Below are 16,824 nucleotides of genomic sequence, written 5' to 3' on the forward strand. Positions count from 1 at the left end.
CCCTGGCTAAAGGTCCTCAATAACGGCACCGAGCCCACGCAGCTGAAAATAAGTCTCGCCCGAGGTTACCGTTGCCGGATCAAAAGACTCGCCGGTCTGTTGAGCATGACGTGTCTGGTACGCAATAACATCTTCCTTGCTCAAAACAAATTTTTGCAGGACACCTTCGACCGTTGCGGTTTTCCCACGGGCGGTCATGGGGAAGACCATTTCTCCATCTTCCACCTTAAAGCGCAGTTGTTCAAAGGGTCTTTCGCCGGCAATCGACATCCAGCACCCACGAGAAGCACACACATTGACAACCAGGCCTTTGACCTGCAGGGTTTTGCCGACATAGCTGTCCGGGTCTTCAAGAATCGCTGAAATAGAAGTAGTTTCCTTGAGTGACAATGGTGCACCAAAGGATTGCGCGTACAGTGGCGATGAAAACCAACCCACCAGCAACAACACCAGACTAATACCGAACCAATTTTTCATAAAGGGCCTCCAGCCGTGAATCATGACAACTTAGGAGCAGCTGTGATGACGGAATCTATATGGAAATCGACGGATACTATACTCCGGGTCTGGAAGTTGTCAAAGCGGTTTTTGGGAGGACTTCCTTTTCTCCACTAAAGGAACAATATAGAATGTCCTCTTTTTGAGGTGGGCACGGTCGCTGGTCGACATGATGAATACCCGGAGGTTATGGCATGGAGCAGCAAGTAATCTACAACTTCGATGATTCGCCATCGCGCGAAGGCACGTGCACGGAAAAGTACGAAGCGCGCCAACGCCTCTTTGGACGCGCCGACGTGACGCCACTGTGGGTCGCGGACATGGATCTGCCGGCGCCGGCGTTTCTGACCAACGCATTACAGGAGCGGGTTCTTCATCCGCTGTACGGCTATACCGAACAGTACGAAGCGGTTTTCGCTGCCATCCAGTGGTGGCTGAAGGACCAGCACTTGGTTGACATCGATCGTAGCACTATCCTGCTTTCACCATCGGTGGTTACCAGCATGTGCCTGGCCATCCAGACCTGTACCGAACCGGGTGACAGTGTCGCTTTGCTCTCCCCGGTCTACGGACCCTTCTTTACCACGGTAACCAGCAACGGTCGTAATGTCGTCGATTGCCCCCTGCTCGTATGCGAAGGTCGCCATGACATCGACTTTGCCCAGCTGGAAAGTTGTCTTGCGCGCCCCGCTGTCAAACTCTTGCTGTTCTGCAGCCCCCACAACCCCGGCGGGCGCGTCTGGACGCCGGACGAACTGGAACAGGTTTTACGCCTCTGCGCAGCCAACGACGTGGTGCTCTTTTGCGACGAAATCCATTCCGATATTGTCTATCCTCCCCGCCGCAACGCCTCCATCTTCTCCATCGCTGGTGCGCATAGCCACTGCATCCAGGCCCATTCCATCGGCAAAACCTTCAATGCCAGTGGACTCCAGGCATCCTTCTGCTGCATCGCCGACCCGAACCTGCGCAAACGCTTTCGTCAGGTGCAGAACGCCGTGCATGCAGGCGACGTCAATCTGTTTGGAAAGACCGCTATCGCCACCGCCCTGTCGCCCCAAGGGGCAGAATACAAGCGGCAACTGGTCGCCTATCTCTATGACACGACGCGCGAAGTCTGTCGCCGTCTGGGCGCGATCAAGGGCATTGAGGTCATGGAACCGCAATCCACTTTTCTGGTCTGGTGTGACTTCCGCCGCCACGGCACCTGGCAGGATGTCTCCAGGCGCCTTGTCGATAATAGCGGCGTCGCCCTGTCCGGCGGCACCTTTTTCGGTCCCGCCGGCGCTGGCTGGTTCCGCATCAATTGTGCCCATCCACGTTGCCAGCTCTATCCTGCCATTGACCGGATCGCGTCAGAATTCAACCTCTGAACCGGGTTTTCTCCAAAGTATATATGATAAGTAACATCAGGGTAAAAGTGCGGCGCCACGGCGGGACTGTTGAGAAAATATGGTCTGTATGCATTATTGATATAGTTAAGATCTTATAATATGTGCCACAATAGAGCCTTTGTGTCGCTGTATCAGCGTTATTGTCAAATGTTGCCAACAACTTTTAAGCGGGGCGGAGGCAGATACAATGGAAGTGCTGGCAAACTTTCTGGTTTTAGCCGGGTCGGTAATATTTATTTTTTCCCTTGCACCAATCCGCCATCTGTATCGGCGTCTACCAGACAGCATCAGTCGGACAGCATGGACTTTTTTGTCCGGTCTGATTGTTTCCTTTTTTGTTGGGTATCTTGTCTATGCGTGGATGTTTTGGGGCCAGGCCCAACGCTGGTCAGATATGGTAGTCCCGGCGATATTCTGTGCCGGCGCTATTTTTGTACTGGTTGTCTGTAGTTTGTCGGCGCGAACGGCTGATGATATCCGGCGCCTGGGCCATTTGGAGCAGGAAAATATTACCGATCCCCTGATGGGTATCTATAATCGCCGGCATCTGGATAAATGTCTGTGTCAGGAGGCCGTAAAAGCACGACGTTATGGTCTCGAACTGTCCGTTCTAATGATGGATGTAGACCACTTTAAAAAATTCAATGATAGCTACGGGCATCAACTCGGCGACGAGGTGCTGCGTTCTCTTGCAAAACTGATACAGGGCTCGGTGCGTGACTTTGATTACGTGTTCCGCTATGGCGGCGAGGAGTTTGTGGTTCTGCTCCCATACACTGAATCTGAAGGTGCTCTCATTCTTGCTGAGCGACTGCGCTCCTGGATTGAAGGACGCACTCTGGTAGCGGCTGATTCTAAAGGCAAGTATCCGGATGTTATGCTCACGGTCAGCATCGGGGTGAGCACCTTCTGCCCTGAATCAGATGATGAGACTAAAATGGTCGCGCGCGCCGATAAGGCATTGTACGCAGCAAAGGAGCAGGGAAGAAATCGGGTCGTGTTTTTTCCGGGAAAATAATACCGATTTGAAAAATTTGTCGCAGGAAAATGATTGCGTTATTTTTTTGCTTCATCGTGATGACACTAAGGTTGTCGATCCTGAGGGGCAAATGGCACGTTTTGCCTCCCTGGCTGTCCCGGGATATCCACATCACATCACCCGGCGCAGCGACCGTTCCGTGGATGTCTTTGCTGACAATCACCACCGACTTACCTGCCTGCGGAGCAATGTGCGCTGCAGTTACGGAAGCACGGTGATTGGTCCCGACTGAAAGATCAAGAACCTGCCCGTTCGCAGACCTTTTTCACCGCCTGCACGTTGATGTACAACACCACCGCCAGAACGATCACTGCAGCCACACCGGTCAGCCCGCCGTAGAAGCTGTCGCGCAGGACATTCATGATGAATACCCCGAGAAAACAGCCGGCCAGCAGCATATCGGCCTTGACCGACCATTCGCTGCGACTGTTCCAGGCCCAGCTCAGTACGTAGATATTGAGCAGGCCGTAACCGCCGGTGACGTAGGCAAAGCCTTTGAGCCAGGTGGTGGCGGCGTCGCTGAAGTAGACATTGACGGTGTAGAAAACAAAGACGAAAGAGCTGATAACGCTGAACAGCATCAGGCCGTAGAGCTGAAATCTTTCGGTTGGGTTCATGGCGTTATCCTGTGCATTGAAAAAGGGATGGCGCAGATTAGCAAAATCGTGCCCGAATGCCAAGGCAGGTCAGGTTTTTTCAACGGCTTGATGGTAGCCTGTGGTCAACAGTATGCCTGATTTCAGAGTGTCTGAAACAGTGGATGGTGTGATCGTTGACCATGCCGATCGACTGCATGAAGGCATAGCAGATGGTTGCGCCGACAAAATTACAACCACGCTGTTTCAGGGCTTTACTCAAGGCTTCGGACAGCGGCGTTCGTGCCGGAACCTCGCTGCCGCTGTTCCAGTTGTTGTGCCGGGGAACGCCCTCGACAAAATCCCAGAGGAAATTGGCCAGACTACCCGATTCTTTCTGAATATTGAGCACCGCGCGGGCGTTTTTGATGGCGGCTTCGATTTTAAGGCGATTACGGACTATCCCGCTATTCTGGAGTAGCCGTTCCACATCGACCGGCGTGAAAGCAGCAACGGTGGCCGGATCAAAGCCGGCAAAAGCTCTTCGGTAGTTTTCTCTCTTTTTGAGAATAGTCAGCCAGCTCAGACCCGCCTGCGCCCCTTCCAGGATCAGCATTTCAAACAGGTGGTTATCGTCGAAATCAGGAACACCCCATTCATGGTCGTGGTAATCGATATAGAGCGGGTCGGTGCCGCACCAGGAACATCTGGATTTGAGATCGGGATACATGGCGGAGCTCATAACGGCTGTTCCCCGGCAGCGGAGGCGACTGTTGAAAACAGCATATCCCGGCGATGTTGTAAAGCTGGAAGTTGTTGCCTGACCTTGTCAAGCCGCTCCCGGCTCAGATCGGCTATGATCAGTTCCCCGGTCATTGAATGATTTTGTGCCTGGGCGAGGACGATTCCCCAGGGATCGATGATCATGCTGTGCCCGAAGGTGTTGCGCTCGCCGGGGTGGGTGCCGATCTGGGCAGGAGCGAGAACGTAAGCCTGATTTTCGATGGCGCGGGCTCGCAGCAACACGTCCCAATGAACACTGCCGGTTGGAACGGCAAAGGCTGAGGGCACCGTCAGGATGCTGCTTTTATGGCTCGCGTAGTGGCGGAACAGCTCAGGAAAGCGCAGGTCGTAGCAAATGCTCAGGCCGATGCGCCACCCTCCCACCGCAACGATCTGTGGCGAGGAGCCGGCGGTCACCTGTTCGGATTCGCGGTAACTCTGATCCTCCAGATCGCTGTCGAACAGATGGATCTTATCGTAGCTGGTGATCAGGTTGCCGTCAGGAGAAAAGACCGGGCAGCAGTTGCGCAGCCGCTGATCTTCTCCGGTCAGCAACAGCGAGCCGCCGACGATGGTCAGTCGGTGTCGACGAGCCTGATCGGCAAGGAAAGGCAGGACTTTTTGATGTGCCTCCTGCGCGGCAAAGTGTTCCTTGCGTCCCTGGTCGGGATGCATGAAGGCGAACATCTCAGGCAGTGCCGCCAACCTCACATTGTGCCTGGCGGCTTCTTCCAACAGGCGGGCAATGGTGGCAAGGTTGCTGTCAACATTGTCCTGAGAATTAAGTTGCAGACAGGCAGCACGCAAGACATTTACTCCTTGTTGTTTTTCGACGATTCATTACTGAAATCATGGCGCCGCCAGACATAGGGCAGATCAATAATGGCGCCGGGTGTCCGAATCGCGTAGAGATGTTCCAGGCAGTCAAGGACAACCGTGCGCTGTTGCATCTGGTTGAAAGGTTCTCCCAGGGGATGACCGAAGGGCCAGCGCAGAAAAATGCTCCGTGGCGGTTTTACCTGATCCGTGTACTCCCTGACAATGGTGATGCCGATGGTCGCGATGCCGGCCTGTTCAATAACCCGTTGAATCAGTCCAACGGACTGATTACAGATCCCTCAACCAGGGGTAAGCAGGACGATATCCACCCCATCGGCACGCAGTTTGTCAGCTACCTGGACAGCGGTGTGCTTCAGCAGTGTGTCGATGTGAGGACCGACGATATGCCCCATGAAGGAGTAGTGCGTTGCCCCAATACTACCGAGGACCCTCTCGTTGACAAGTTCTTTGAGGCGATCCAGCGGCAGGATGATATTGGGATCCCGGTCGGCATCGCTATGGTCATAGTAATCGTGGGTAATGATAAAATCCTCGAACAAAGTGGCGGCATCCAGTTCCCGGTAGCTGGGGTCACCGTTGGCGTCCTTCATGTCAAAAGGAACCTGATGACGATGATGGATGCCGGCAGTGGTGACCAGGGCCAGTTTTGCCTGGTGCCGGGGAGGCGAAGGGAGCGTCCAGGGAATATCCCCGTCGCTTGTTCGCGGGGTGTAGCTGTCGGTAAATTTCTTTGCCAATGTTGGAAATCGGGTGGCAAGACGAGCCAGCTGCTGGTTTTTTATTCGGGATAGAGTGATCATGATTTGATACTAACCGACAAGTTGGTCTGGTGTCATCCATGTGACATCAGGCTTCAACTCAAAAATTTGAATCTGTGGGGGTGCGCGTCACAGTAACTACCTGTCCAACAGTGAAAAAGTTGACAAAAGATTACACCGGTTGAGCGCGGTTGACGGCCGAGGTTTAGAGCATCAGGGCAGCAATCAGCAGTCCTGGAATGATGGCGGCCCCCATCCACAAGGGAAGAAAAAGGTGCTTTTTGATGCCGGCAATAACGCTAAAGATGATCCCCTTGATCAGCGTGTTGGTGGTACAGGCCAGCAGGATTCCCCTGGCGGCCACCTCCCCAGCAAGGTCACTTTGGGCTGAGTGTGCTAGTGACAGGCTAATGGCATCCACATCGATCAATCCGGAGAACAGTGCCAGCGCGTAGATTCCCTGGTCGCCAAACCAGATTGTTGCTGCTTCAGACAGCAACAACATGGCTGCCAGCAGCAAGCCGATCTTCAGCGCCATGGCCAGTTGCAGGGGACTTTTGTGTTCAATCGGCGGGGTCTTGTCTGACCGATCTTTCTTTTGCAGATGCCAGAGTCGGTAAAAAACACAGAGCAAGCCGATCAACATGACGATCAGCGGAATCCACAGAGGGTGAAAAAGGGCGGGGTTTACAATCATAATCTCGATCATCACCCGTGGGAACATGATCGCGGATGCAAGCAGAACGGCAGCGGCGAACAGGTTCCGGCTCTGCTCCTCCCGCGCAAAGCGAGCCAATGTCAATGTTGTCGCGGTGGAAGAGATCAGGCCCCCGGCAACGGCGGTGATGATTGTGCCGGTCTTTTTGCCGGTCACCTGAATAATAAGGTATCCTGCAAATGAGAGACCGGATACCAGGACAACCATCCACCAGATCCAGTAGGGGTTAAGGGCGTTCCAGGGTCCGTACCCCTGATTCGGCAGCAGCGGCAGAAGAACGATGGAGATGATCAGCAGCTTGATACCGGAAAAGAAGTCCTGGGGAGTAATTTTTTTCAGCAAACCATGAAGAACCGGTTTGTGTCCCAGCAAGGCCATGACGACAACTGTTATTGCCAGAGCCGGGATTGGCTGGTCATAGGCAGACCAGGCGGCCAGTGAAAATGTCAACATCATGGTGAATGCAGTGGTTGTACCTACGTCCCTGTCGGCGTGGACTCCGAGGATATGCGAAGCGATAATCAGGGCTGAAACTGCCAGAAAAGCGCTGCACAGCAACCAGATGCCGGCTTGTTGGGAGAGCAGCGCTGCAACGGCACCCAGCAGACCGATGAGGCTGAAGGTGCGAACACCCGCAATGCGTGTGCCCTCTTCTTCATCACGATCACTCCAGCCGCGTTCAATACCGATCAGCAGGCCTATGGCCAGGGCCACCAGCAAGGTTATGGTTATATCGTGTGGCTGCTCGATCATGCTCCTGATTCCTTTAGAGTGATTTGATCGATCGTTGTCTAACCTGTGACTAGTGGGAAAAGTATAGTCGATATTTTTGATGTTTGCTCTTGCGTCAGGTGGTGATGGTTGGTTTGAGAAGACGTCTCCCTGGATATCCTTTATATCGTAATCGTTTGATCGTGGGAGTTATTGCTGTATTATTCAGGTTGACACTACCTGAATCTTCTGCAATGTCGTGAAAAGGTTTTTTTAAATGAGATTCTTGCTGACGAAAGGACTGCTGATGCTAGCCATGTTGCTGTCGACCGCTGTTGTTGCCGCTGGTGCGGGACAAAAAAATCCGGCGCCGTCTATAGGCCTGGCACTGGGTTCGGGCGGTGCCGCAGGGCTGGCCCACATTGCCATGCTTCAGGTATTTGACGACCTTGGTATCAAGCCTGCGAAGATCACTGGTGCCAGTATCGGTGCCGTCATCGGCGGACTCTACGCCGCCGGCCAAAGCGCTGAGGAAATCAGGAAGATCTTTGATGAATTCGGCGGGTCCAACCTGGATATGCTGTCACATCTGATCCTTTCAGATAGCGAATTAAAACTGGGTGATCTGCTCAAGCTCGATATCAATAATGGCGGACTGATTGATTCAGGAGGGTTCCTGAAATTTCTCGCCGGCAAAATTGACGCGCGTACCTTTGACGATCTTGACATCCCTCTGGAGGTAGTTGCTACGGATTACTGGAGTGGTGAAACGGTTGTGCTCAAGCAGGGCGATCTGTTTCAAGCTATTGAGGCAAGCATGGCGGTGCCCGGGCTCTTTTCGCCGGTGCAGCTGGGGGAACAGTTGCTGGTCGATGGCGGCACCACCAATCCGCTACCCTTTGACCTGCTGAACGGTGCTTACGACCTGGTGGTGGCGATCGATGTGACCGGTTCAAGGTCCCCAGGCGAAGAGCAACAACTAAACTGGACGGAGGCCTTGTTCAGCACCTTTGAAATCATGCAGCAATCCCTGATTGCCTCACGTATCCGCCTACAAAAGCCGGACATTTATATCAAGCCGGAGGTCGGCGATATCCGTTTGTTGCACTTTAATCGTATCGCGGCGACCCTCGAGCGTTCTGCGCCTGCGGCTCAAGAGTTGAAGCGGCAGCTCAGGGATTTTCTCAAAGATCAGTAGACTGTATCCGCGCTTCTGCGGATTGACATGGGAGCACCGTCCCGGTGCTGAACTGATCCAAGGATAAGATATGGACTATCCTTTTTTGGTAGCCTTGTTGTCTGGATATTTCATAGAGTCTGACCGGGAAAACACCAGCACAAGAATTAACAGCAAACAGAGAAAATAACCGACAAACCAGGGGAGGGAAGCAGTAAAGACCAGATTTTTAAGGCCCTCTTCGGATATTTCAGGGTGTTGGGTTGCAACCCGGTGGTTCAGGAACTTCAGCAGCAGGGCATAGAGCAGGCCGATCCCGCCATAGCCAAGATTCAGAAAGAGTCCTTTGAAGCTCAAGACCGTGGCTCGTTGCCTGGAGCTGGTGGCCTGATTGAGATAGGTGCTGAGAAAAAAGCCGATCAGGTACATACAGCTGAACAACAGCATGGCCGGCAACAGACCATACCAGGGCCAGACAAAGCACAGACCGGTTAATCCCGTCAGGATCAACCCTGCTGTGACCATGAGATTGAATCCCGGACTGTGGTCTTCACTTAGCCGGCGTGCCAGGCTGGGGACGACAAATCCGAGTAATGCCACCAGCGATCCGATGACGCCAAACAGGGCGGCAGGGATATCTATGACGCGATAATACTGACTCGACATGGTCAGCAGCATCCTGACAACGCTGTCACCTAACAAGCCGAACAGCATGACGGCTAGAACGAAAGGGGTACGAAATATCCACCGGCCGGCCTGCCAGATCAACACAAAGGTACTGCTAAAGGTGACGCTGCTATCTTCTTTCGCCATGTCGTGCGTTACTTCAACTTCGCGCATCCCCAAGGTTGTCAGCAATAGCAGGACAGCGCTGATCAGGGTCAGATAGATCGGCAGGCGCAAGGTGGTTTCACTGGTAATGATGATCGCCAGTCCGGCCCAGTCGAACAGACGTTGCAGCAGGTCGGGGTCGTAAATCACACCACCGAGGGTCATGGCAATCACAAACCCGGCAGATTGGAACTGAATCTGCCGTTCCAGGACGCGTCCCCAGTCTTCACTGTTCCCCTGCTCCTGCAAACTGTCGTAGGCCAGTGCTTCGTCAGCACCGCTGGCTGCCGCCTCAGCCATGCCGCTGAGAATTCTGTTGAGGACAAAAACCCAGAATAACAGGGTCACATTGCCGCGTGGTACAAAGGCCCAGAGGGCTATCTCAAGGACCATCAAGCTGGCGGCAAAGACCAGCAGGTTGCGGCGACCGATACTGTCCGCCATGGCTCCCGATGGAATTTCACAGAGCACGATCGTCGCCGCCCAGACCGCGTTAAGGATGGCAAACTGCGATAGACTGAGACCGAAATCGAGAAACAGAATGGAGAAGACCGGATAATAGAAACGCGCATTGAACAGCACACGAAACAGGATAAAGAGGCGGATATTGCGGATCGCAAAAGGCGATGAGGCGGCGGCAGTCATCTGCCTGGGGCGTTCGGTTTGTGCATACGGTTATCAACTCCAGAGCGGGTAGGAGGCGCTGTGCTTTTATTATTGCATTGGGTCTTCGTGCTCAGCAAGGGGCTTTTCCGGTCTAAAATTGCTTTATGATCAACCTTTGTGCAACATGTTGCAGTTACTCCCGCTTATTTACGTTGGCAGACATCTGTTAGCCAGGGGCCGGGGCTGCCACGCAAGGGGCGCTTTGCACCTCTATGGTGACTCCGACCCCGTGCAAAGTGGGAGTTCAATAGTTGTATTGGTAGAAAGAAGAGGGCCGCAAATGATGGCACGCAGGTTTTTCAGCTTCAGCATCAATAACCGTCGTGTGCTTCTGCTGCTGATCGGCGGCTGGTTGTTGTGGAGCGCTGCCGTGGCCGGTCTGTGGTTCTTCAGCCGGTTGTTGCCGTCACCATCATCCTGGTGGTCGGCGGCTTTTATTTTTCTGCAGTTGTATATCGCGGTGCAAATGCTGTTGCCGGCGTTACTGCTGGAACCTGAACAACGCACCCGTGGTTTCTATCTGTTCTGGCTGGCGGGTCTGACCCTGCTGATTTGGGTTGCCCATCAGCTTCCTGTTGGGGGTTTATGGGCGCCGCTGCTGAGCGCATTCAACACCGGATTACTGCTGTTCAGCGGGACCCTTGTCGGTATCATTCTGGCCCGCTATGTGAAGCGTTTGTGGGAGGTTCTGCCGCTTGCTCTGGTGATGATGCTGGCCGATTTTTCGAGCTGGGCGGTTGGGCCAACAGCGGATTTTGCCCGTCAGATCGAAGACTATTATCGTGCTCCGGAAGGACCACGACCCCTGATCGATATGGTGCTGGTGAAACTTACCTATCCGGGGGCGAATGGGTTGGTGCCAGTCTTTGGTATTTCTGACTGGATCATCGTTGTGTTTTTTGCCGCGGTAGCACGGCGTTATCGGATCAATGACAATCTTATCGGGCCAGGCGGTGGTCCGGAAAAAAGGTGTCCTGGTCGCTATCTTCCGGTATCTGTCGTTGCCCTGTTTCTGGCGATCTTGCTTGCCCACGCCGGAGAAACCTTTATTCCGGCTTTACCCCTGATTGTGCTGGTTGTTGTGCTTTACTATGTGCTGTGGATACTGGTTCAGCGGCTGCGGGGGGTGAAGAACTGAACGTCGTCTCCATCCGGTCCCGATTCCGATAGCGATTCCGATAGCGATTCCGATTTGGATCATCCCGGCATTGTATCTTTGTCAGTTATGATGGCTAGTGGATATAGGCCTCGGTCACATAACGTCTCATCATGACATGGGTATTGAAATAATAAGCGTTTTTGCCGATGGCGTTCTTCATGACCCGGACCCAGCCACTGCGGTCTTTGTAGTACAGCGGGATGATCACCCTGTCCAGCTTATCATACATGTCTTCGAGATCTCCATCAGCATGACTGCTGTCATCTTTAATGTCCTGCGGGGCCGGCCCGATGGCCCAACCGGTGACCCCCTCAATGTGTCCTTCAATCCACCAGCCATCGAGGACGCTGAAGTTGGGAATGCCGTTCAGGGCGGCTTTCATGCCGCTGGTACCCGAGGCTTCAAGGGGACGCATGGGGTTATTGAGCCATAAGTCGACGCCGGGGATAAACTGGGCGGCGACTTCCATGTTGTAATTTTCAAGATACACCAGGGAGATCTTGCCACGCATCTTTTCAGCCTGGTGGATAATTCGCTGAATGACCTTTTTCCCTTCGTTGTCCTGGGGATGAGCCTTGCCGCCGAAAACAAACTGGAGCTTGCCGGCACCCATAGTGAGGAGGCGCTCCATGTTGCTGAAGATCAGATCTCCGCGTTTATAGGTGGCAGCGCGGCGGGCAAAACCGATGGTCAGCAACTCGGGATCGAGCTGGGTGCCGGTCTGCTCATGGATATACTGAAAAAACAGGGCCTTGGCGCCGCAGTGTGCGTCCCAGATCTCATCGTCGGGGATGGTGTCGACCCGTACCAGCAGTTCCGGTTCGTTGGCCCAGCCGGGCAGATAACGGTTGAACAACCTGACCATGAAGGGGGAACACCAGGTGTAGGGATGGATGCCGTTAGTAATGGCGTGAATCTGAAAGCCGGGGAACATGTCCTGGGAAATCTGTCCGTGACGCTTGGCAACACCATTGATAAACCGGCTTAAGTTCATCCCCAGCATGGTCATGTTGAGATCCTCCTCGCCGCCAAACTTTTTAAGGGTGGCCAGGGGGATATCGCCCGGCAGAATCTTTTCCACCAGATCGTAGGGGAACCGGTCATGCCCGGCCGGAACCGGGGTATGGGTGGTAAAAACACACTGTTCAGCGACTTCGCGGATATTGATGTCGCTGAAATCATTTGAACTGTCACCGAGGTTCTGACGAGTCTGGTTGAGCAATTCGAGGGTCAGCAAGCTCGCATGTCCCTCATTCATATGGTACTTTTTGATCGAGAAGTTCATCGCCTGCAGAATCCGGGCGCCGCCGATCCCGAGGATAATTTCCTGCTTGAGCCGCAGCACCTGATCACCTCCATAAAGGTGATCAGTGAGGTGACGATCCTGATCATCGTTACCGGGAATATCGGTGTCAAGAAACAGTACCGGAACTTCACCACCGGCGGGACTCTTGACCCGGTACAGCCAGGACTGGATTTTGACATCGCGCTGTTCAAGACTGATCAGTGCCTTGTGGGGGAGCAGTTGCAGGTAGCGCTCCGGTTTCCAGTTGATATCGTGCTCATGCTGCCAGCCGGCGTTGTCAAATTCCTGGCGGAAATACCCCTTACGGTACAACAGGGTCACGGCAACCAGCGGGATATTGAGATCCGCAGCACTTTTGATGGTATCGCCGGCGAGAACACCAAGACCGCCGCTGTAGGTGGGGATGTCGGCATTCAAGCCGATCTCCATGGAAAAATAAGCGATACGTTGATTCCGGATATAGATATTGCGCCGTTCCATGGGGGCTCCTTGCTCTGTTCAGGAGGAAAAGCAACCATCAGTGCTGCAGCTAAAGGATAGCAAATGGCGGGAGTTCCTCAAGCGTATCTGGAGCCATTGAAGCCAAACCAATTCATTTTTGTGCTATATAGATTCAAGTAGATAATTTCTTTAGATTCAAAGGCAACCAATCGTGAATAATTACCCGTTCAGCGCCATTGTCGGCCAGCAGGGGATGAAGACGGCCCTGCTGCTCAACGCTGTGGATCCGTCCATCGGCGGCGTCCTGATTCGCGGCCACAAGGGCACTGCCAAATCAACGACGGCACGGGCGCTGGCGGCCTTGCTGCCACCAATTTCCGTGGTGGCGGGTTGTCCCTATCATTGTTCCCCCGATCAGCCGGAACAGCTGCACCGGGATTGTCTGGAAGCTTATCAGCAGAAGAGGGAGCTCCCTCGCACAGTTATCGCGACGCCGATGGTGGAGCTGCCTCTGGGAGCGACAGAAGATCGGGTTATTGGTACCCTGCATCTGGAAAAAACCCTGCAGAGCGGTGAGCGTCATTTTGAACCGGGGTTGCTGGCGGCAGCCAATCGCGGCATTCTTTATGTCGATGAGGTCAACCTGCTGGAAGATCATCTGGTCGATCTGCTTCTGGACGCCGCGGCCTCAGGAATCAACCGGGTCGAGCGTGAGGGTCTTTGTGTCACTCACCCGGCGCGATTTATGTTGATCGGTACGATGAATCCGGAAGAGGGGGAGTTGCGCCCGCAGTTTCTCGATCGTTTTGGTCTGTGTGTGACCGTCTCCGGACTCAAAGAGTCTGCCGAGCGGGGGAAATTATTGCAACGGCGTCTGGCCTATGAGCAGGATCCTGCCGTCTTTTCCAGGGACTGGTCGGAAGCGGAGGCTTTTCTCGCGGAGCAGATCAAGACGGCCCGTCAGCGTCTGAAAGATGTCGTCATTCCCTCCGAAATCTATACACAGGTAACCACTCTGGCTCTGGCCCTTGGCGTCCAGGGACACCGTGCAGATATCGTCCTGCTCAAGGCCGCCAGGGCCCACGCGGCATTGCGTGAGTGCCGGCAGATTGAGCGGCTGGATCTGCGCGAGGTAGCCTGGCTGGCCTTGCCCCACCGATTGTCCGGTCGCTCCTATCCGGATGACCGGCAGCTTGATGAAGCCTTGCTGCCGCTTTTCAATGATCAGGATCAACCAGTGCGCGAAGCTGAAACAGCTCAGGGTACAGCAGCGTTGGAAGATCTGGATTGTCTGCAGGGTGATTACGAATTTCCCGGTTCGGCGGCAGCCGGCAGCATGTTGTTCGAAACCTTTAAAAAAAAAGTCCGGAACAGTACCTTTTTCTGAACGATGAAACCGTCGATCCCTTGATGATCGAACCTTTAGCTTTTTCTTCCCCGACGGCTGCCCGCAGCCGCAGGCGTCAATCCATCGTAAGCTCCGGCGGCAGGTATCTGCGCAGCGAACCCTTGACCACAAAAACTTCAGGATGGCTGCTGGATCCTTCAGCGACGGCGCGGGCGGCGATGCTGCGGGCGGCGTTGACCCGGCAACCGCTGCGGCTTGAGTTAGCTGATTTGCAGCGTAAAGTGTGTCAGCGGCAGCAGCAGTCACTGGTTGTCTTTGCTGTCGACGCTTCGGAATCGATGGCGACCGGCGCAAGACAGCGGATGATCGCGGCGCGCGATGCCATTTTCGGGTTGTTGAACGGCGTCTATCAGCGCCGCGACCAGGTGGCCCTGGTTGCATTTCGGGGGGAAAGGGCCGACGTCCTCTTGCCGCCGACCGCCAGCATTGCCCTGGCCCGTGAGCGTTTGCGGCACCTTGCCATCGGTGGAGCTACCCCCTTCAGCGACGGTTTGTGCCGGGCACAACGCCTGATTGAAGGCGCCCGGCGGTGTCAACCTTTGCTGGTCCCTACTCTGATCATTGTCTCAGACGGCGAAGCCAATGTTCCCCTGAAAGCGGGTGCTGATGTTATGGAGGAGCTGTGGCAGGTGGTGGCACAACTGGCAGGAATGAAGGTGGTAGCGGTGATTGTGGATACCAACACTGCTGCCGGTGGCAGCAGTGTCCTGCGGCGAATGGCGGAGATCCTGGGCGGGGTCTATCAGCGCGCCCGCGATCTTCATGCCCGAGAGCTTTATACCATGGTTCGTCAGCTGGAGTGACCGGGTTTAAATCCCCTCATCCAGCCGCCGGGTTGTCCGCGCTGCTTCCTCGTCACAACGCATCTTATCCCAGCCCAGCTCAGCTGCCATCAGCTCAAGGATCCGTGGTGCCGCCTGTCGCGCTGCCCGGGTATCCACGATGGCCAGATGGGTGCGCCGCGCAAGGATATCGATGACGCGCTGCGCCATTTCAAAGCGTACAGCATAGATTACTTCCGCCTCAAGGCAGGGATGTCCCGCAACCAGAGGGCGCAGGGAGTCGGTACTGCGTCCCACTTCCAATAATTGATCGGCCTGGTCGCCATAGCAGCGGTTGAGGTAGCTGGCGGTTTCTTCATCGAGGGCAAACCGTTCGGTCAGTTCGGTGCCGCCGAGCAGGTCAAAGTCGTTGCTGCCAACCAGGGACAGATGAAAGGTTTGGCAGCTGGGTGTCCCCGGTTTCAGGGAAAAGTGGTTGATGGCATAATCGATCGTATCCTGGGCCATCTTACGGTAGGTTGTCCATTTGCCCCCGGCCAGGGTCACCAACCCGGACGGGCTGGTTTGCAGGATGTGGTCACGCGCCAGACCGGCGGTGTCGCTGGCCGTCGGGTTGGCTACCAGCGGACGCAATCCCGACCAGGTGGCTTTGATGTCACTGGGTTCAATCTGCAGGTCAAAATAACTGCGGGCGTGTCGCAGCAGGTAATTTATTTCGGTATCAAGGGGGCGTGGGTGTTCACTCAAGGGGGCGGGTTCATCGGTGGTGCCAACCAGGGCATGCCCTTCCCAGGGGAGGATGAACAGCACCCGACCATCCTCGGTTTTCGGAATCATCAGGCCGCTATCCGGTGGCGCAAACCGCTGATCGAGGACAATATGAACGCCGCTACTGGTGGTAAGCAGGGGCGATACCAGCGGATCATCGAGTTTGCGGATGGTATCTACAAAGGGCCCGCTGGCGTTGATGACCCCTGTGCAGCTTAACGACAGGGTGTCACCGGTCAGTTGATCGGTCAGGGTTGCCCCTTTGATGGCTCCGGCTGATTTGTCCAGGCCGGTCAATGCCATATGATTGATGATCGTTGCTCCCTGCTGTTGGGCAGTCATGGCGATGGCAAGGGTCATGCGGGCATCGTGAAACTGGCCATCATGGTATTGAACACCTGCTTTGAGTCCTTTCGCCTTGAGCATGGGAAAGCGGCTGAGCGCTTCAGAACGGCTGAGCAGGCGGCTGTGACCGATATGGTTTTTGCCGGACAACAGATCGTAGAGCTTAAGCCCGGCAAAAACATAAGGGACTTCCGACCAGCTGTAGATAGGGGTAACCAGGCTCAGGCGATTGGACAGGTGACGGGCATTTTGGAGCAGCAGGGTACGCTCGCGTAAGCCGTCCCTGACCAGATTGTACTGACCGCGATCGAGTTTTTTGACTGCTTTTTCCAGATAGCGGACGCCACCATGAATCAGCTTGGTGCTGCGCCCGCTGGTTCCTTCAGCAAAATCATTTTTTTCAACCAGTGCAACCTTCAGGCCGCGGCTGGCAGCATCGAGGGCCACGCCACAACCGCTGGCACCACCACCGACAACGAGCAGATCGTAAGGGGAATGTTGCTGCAGTCTTGAAAGGATTTCTTCTCTTTTCATAACCTCCTCTTGGGTCGTTTGTCAGGCATTGGCTCTTGCCATAAGAATAATGCACAAGGTCAATCAATGTTATACACTACATGGATCTTGA

The 16,824-nt window shown here is 54.6% G+C and carries 17 protein-coding genes; 7 read left to right on the forward strand and 10 right to left on the reverse strand.

The window, feature by feature from the left end:
• Positions 1 to 6: 6 nt before the first annotated feature.
• Positions 7 to 477 carry a DUF4920 domain-containing protein gene (locus AC1931_RS07300; RefSeq protein ID WP_483876587.1) on the reverse strand — a complete coding sequence of 157 codons (471 nt, stop codon included), beginning with the start codon at positions 475 to 477 and terminating at the stop codon, positions 7 to 9.
• 215 nt (positions 478 to 692) lie between these two features.
• On the opposite strand from AC1931_RS07300, the gene AC1931_RS07305 reads away from it, so the two are divergent.
• The 3 genes from AC1931_RS07305 (at position 693) to AC1931_RS07315 (ending at position 3,163) form a co-directional block, all read left to right on the forward strand.
• The gene (locus AC1931_RS07305; RefSeq protein ID WP_483876588.1) at positions 693 to 1,871 is read left to right on the forward strand and encodes a MalY/PatB family protein; all 1,179 of its coding nucleotides are present in this window, start codon (positions 693 to 695) and stop codon (positions 1,869 to 1,871) included.
• 208 nt (positions 1,872 to 2,079) lie between these two features.
• On the forward strand, positions 2,080 to 2,910 hold the full coding sequence (locus AC1931_RS07310; protein ID WP_483876589.1) for a GGDEF domain-containing protein: 831 nt from the start codon (positions 2,080 to 2,082) through the stop codon (positions 2,908 to 2,910).
• A gap of 7 nt (positions 2,911 to 2,917) precedes the next feature.
• Positions 2,918 to 3,163, forward strand: a complete 246-nt coding sequence (locus AC1931_RS07315) for a hypothetical protein (protein WP_483876590.1) — start codon at positions 2,918 to 2,920, stop codon at positions 3,161 to 3,163.
• A 4-nt stretch (positions 3,164 to 3,167) separates the two neighbouring features.
• Here the strand turns inward: AC1931_RS07315 and AC1931_RS07320 are convergent, their stop codons facing one another.
• The 6 genes from AC1931_RS07320 to AC1931_RS07345 form a co-directional block, all read right to left on the reverse strand.
• Entirely contained in the window at positions 3,168 to 3,548 is a 381-nt protein-coding gene (locus AC1931_RS07320; RefSeq protein ID WP_483876591.1) for a hypothetical protein, read from the reverse strand.
• A 79-nt stretch (positions 3,549 to 3,627) separates the two neighbouring features.
• On the reverse strand, positions 3,628 to 4,248 hold the full coding sequence (locus AC1931_RS07325) for a DNA-3-methyladenine glycosylase I (RefSeq protein ID WP_483876592.1): 621 nt from the start codon (positions 4,246 to 4,248) through the stop codon (positions 3,628 to 3,630).
• Positions 4,245 to 5,096 (reverse strand): carbon-nitrogen hydrolase family protein, encoded by an 852-nt coding sequence (locus AC1931_RS07330; protein ID WP_483876593.1) that lies wholly within the window; start codon positions 5,094 to 5,096, stop codon positions 4,245 to 4,247. Before AC1931_RS07330 ends, AC1931_RS07325 begins: the two co-directional genes overlap by 4 nt.
• 5 nt (positions 5,097 to 5,101) lie before the next feature.
• Positions 5,102 to 5,239 carry a hypothetical protein gene (locus AC1931_RS07335; RefSeq protein WP_483876594.1) on the reverse strand — a complete coding sequence of 46 codons (138 nt, stop codon included), beginning with the start codon at positions 5,237 to 5,239 and terminating at the stop codon, positions 5,102 to 5,104.
• Positions 5,240 to 5,407: 168 nt separating this feature from the next.
• The gene (locus AC1931_RS07340; protein WP_483876595.1) at positions 5,408 to 5,929 is read right to left on the reverse strand and encodes a glycine/sarcosine/betaine reductase selenoprotein B family protein; all 522 of its coding nucleotides are present in this window, start codon (positions 5,927 to 5,929) and stop codon (positions 5,408 to 5,410) included.
• Between the two features lie 163 nt (positions 5,930 to 6,092).
• Positions 6,093 to 7,358, reverse strand: coding sequence for an MgtC/SapB family protein (locus AC1931_RS07345; RefSeq protein WP_483876596.1), 1,266 nt, complete (start codon positions 7,356 to 7,358; stop codon positions 6,093 to 6,095).
• A gap of 235 nt (positions 7,359 to 7,593) precedes the next feature.
• Between AC1931_RS07345 and AC1931_RS07350 the strand changes: the two genes are divergently transcribed.
• On the forward strand, positions 7,594 to 8,514 hold the full coding sequence (locus tag AC1931_RS07350) for a patatin-like phospholipase family protein (RefSeq protein WP_483876597.1): 921 nt from the start codon (positions 7,594 to 7,596) through the stop codon (positions 8,512 to 8,514).
• Between the two features lie 75 nt (positions 8,515 to 8,589).
• Here the strand turns inward: AC1931_RS07350 and AC1931_RS07355 are convergent, their stop codons facing one another.
• On the reverse strand, positions 8,590 to 9,969 hold the full coding sequence (locus AC1931_RS07355; RefSeq protein WP_483876598.1) for an MFS transporter: 1,380 nt from the start codon (positions 9,967 to 9,969) through the stop codon (positions 8,590 to 8,592).
• A gap of 301 nt (positions 9,970 to 10,270) precedes the next feature.
• Between AC1931_RS07355 and AC1931_RS07360 the strand changes: the two genes are divergently transcribed.
• Positions 10,271 to 11,128: a hypothetical protein gene (locus AC1931_RS07360; RefSeq protein ID WP_483876599.1), complete on the forward strand. Its 858-nt coding sequence runs from the start codon at positions 10,271 to 10,273 to the stop codon at positions 11,126 to 11,128.
• 94 nt (positions 11,129 to 11,222) lie between these two features.
• Here the strand turns inward: AC1931_RS07360 and glgP are convergent, their stop codons facing one another.
• Positions 11,223 to 12,935 (reverse strand): alpha-glucan family phosphorylase, encoded by a 1,713-nt coding sequence (glgP, locus tag AC1931_RS07365; protein WP_483876600.1) that lies wholly within the window; start codon positions 12,933 to 12,935, stop codon positions 11,223 to 11,225.
• 172 nt (positions 12,936 to 13,107) lie between these two features.
• On the opposite strand from glgP, the gene AC1931_RS07370 reads away from it, so the two are divergent.
• Both AC1931_RS07370 and AC1931_RS07375 read left to right on the forward strand, forming a co-directional pair.
• Positions 13,108 to 14,283, forward strand: a complete 1,176-nt coding sequence (locus tag AC1931_RS07370; RefSeq protein WP_483876601.1) for a magnesium chelatase ATPase subunit I — start codon at positions 13,108 to 13,110, stop codon at positions 14,281 to 14,283.
• 23 nt (positions 14,284 to 14,306) lie between these two features.
• Entirely contained in the window at positions 14,307 to 15,107 is an 801-nt protein-coding gene (locus AC1931_RS07375) for a VWA domain-containing protein (RefSeq protein WP_483876602.1), read from the forward strand.
• 6 nt (positions 15,108 to 15,113) lie between these two features.
• Here the strand turns inward: AC1931_RS07375 and AC1931_RS07380 are convergent, their stop codons facing one another.
• Complete coding sequence (locus AC1931_RS07380) at positions 15,114 to 16,733, reverse strand: glycerol-3-phosphate dehydrogenase/oxidase (protein ID WP_483876603.1); 1,620 nt, start codon at positions 16,731 to 16,733, stop codon at positions 15,114 to 15,116.
• Positions 16,734 to 16,824 lie beyond the last annotated feature (91 nt).

It is taken from the genome of Pelovirga sp. C15f (assembly GCF_057178085.1).

Excerpts from the sequence above, each read along its gene's own strand:
- AC1931_RS07375 (WP_483876602.1), top strand. The coding sequence starts at position 14,307 with ATGATCGAACCTTTAGCTTTTTCTTCCCCGACGGCTGCCCGCAGCCGC.
- AC1931_RS07300 (WP_483876587.1), bottom strand. The coding sequence starts at position 477 with ATGAAAAATTGGTTCGGTATTAGTCTGGTGTTGTTGCTGGTGGGTTGG.
- AC1931_RS07355 (WP_483876598.1), bottom strand. The coding sequence starts at position 9,969 with ATGACTGCCGCCGCCTCATCGCCTTTTGCGATCCGCAATATCCGCCTC.
- AC1931_RS07335 (WP_483876594.1), bottom strand. The coding sequence starts at position 5,239 with ATGCAACAGCGCACGGTTGTCCTTGACTGCCTGGAACATCTCTACGCG.
- AC1931_RS07325 (WP_483876592.1), bottom strand. The coding sequence starts at position 4,248 with ATGAGCTCCGCCATGTATCCCGATCTCAAATCCAGATGTTCCTGGTGC.
- AC1931_RS07320 (WP_483876591.1), bottom strand. The coding sequence starts at position 3,548 with ATGAACCCAACCGAAAGATTTCAGCTCTACGGCCTGATGCTGTTCAGC.
- AC1931_RS07345 (WP_483876596.1), bottom strand. The coding sequence starts at position 7,358 with ATGATCGAGCAGCCACACGATATAACCATAACCTTGCTGGTGGCCCTG.
- AC1931_RS07310 (WP_483876589.1), top strand. The coding sequence starts at position 2,080 with ATGGAAGTGCTGGCAAACTTTCTGGTTTTAGCCGGGTCGGTAATATTT.
- AC1931_RS07360 (WP_483876599.1), top strand. The coding sequence starts at position 10,271 with ATGATGGCACGCAGGTTTTTCAGCTTCAGCATCAATAACCGTCGTGTG.
- AC1931_RS07380 (WP_483876603.1), bottom strand. The coding sequence starts at position 16,733 with ATGAAAAGAGAAGAAATCCTTTCAAGACTGCAGCAACATTCCCCTTAC.
- AC1931_RS07340 (WP_483876595.1), bottom strand. The coding sequence starts at position 5,929 with ATGATCACTCTATCCCGAATAAAAAACCAGCAGCTGGCTCGTCTTGCC.
- AC1931_RS07350 (WP_483876597.1), top strand. The coding sequence starts at position 7,594 with ATGAGATTCTTGCTGACGAAAGGACTGCTGATGCTAGCCATGTTGCTG.
- glgP (WP_483876600.1), bottom strand. The coding sequence starts at position 12,935 with ATGGAACGGCGCAATATCTATATCCGGAATCAACGTATCGCTTATTTT.
- AC1931_RS07305 (WP_483876588.1), top strand. The coding sequence starts at position 693 with ATGGAGCAGCAAGTAATCTACAACTTCGATGATTCGCCATCGCGCGAA.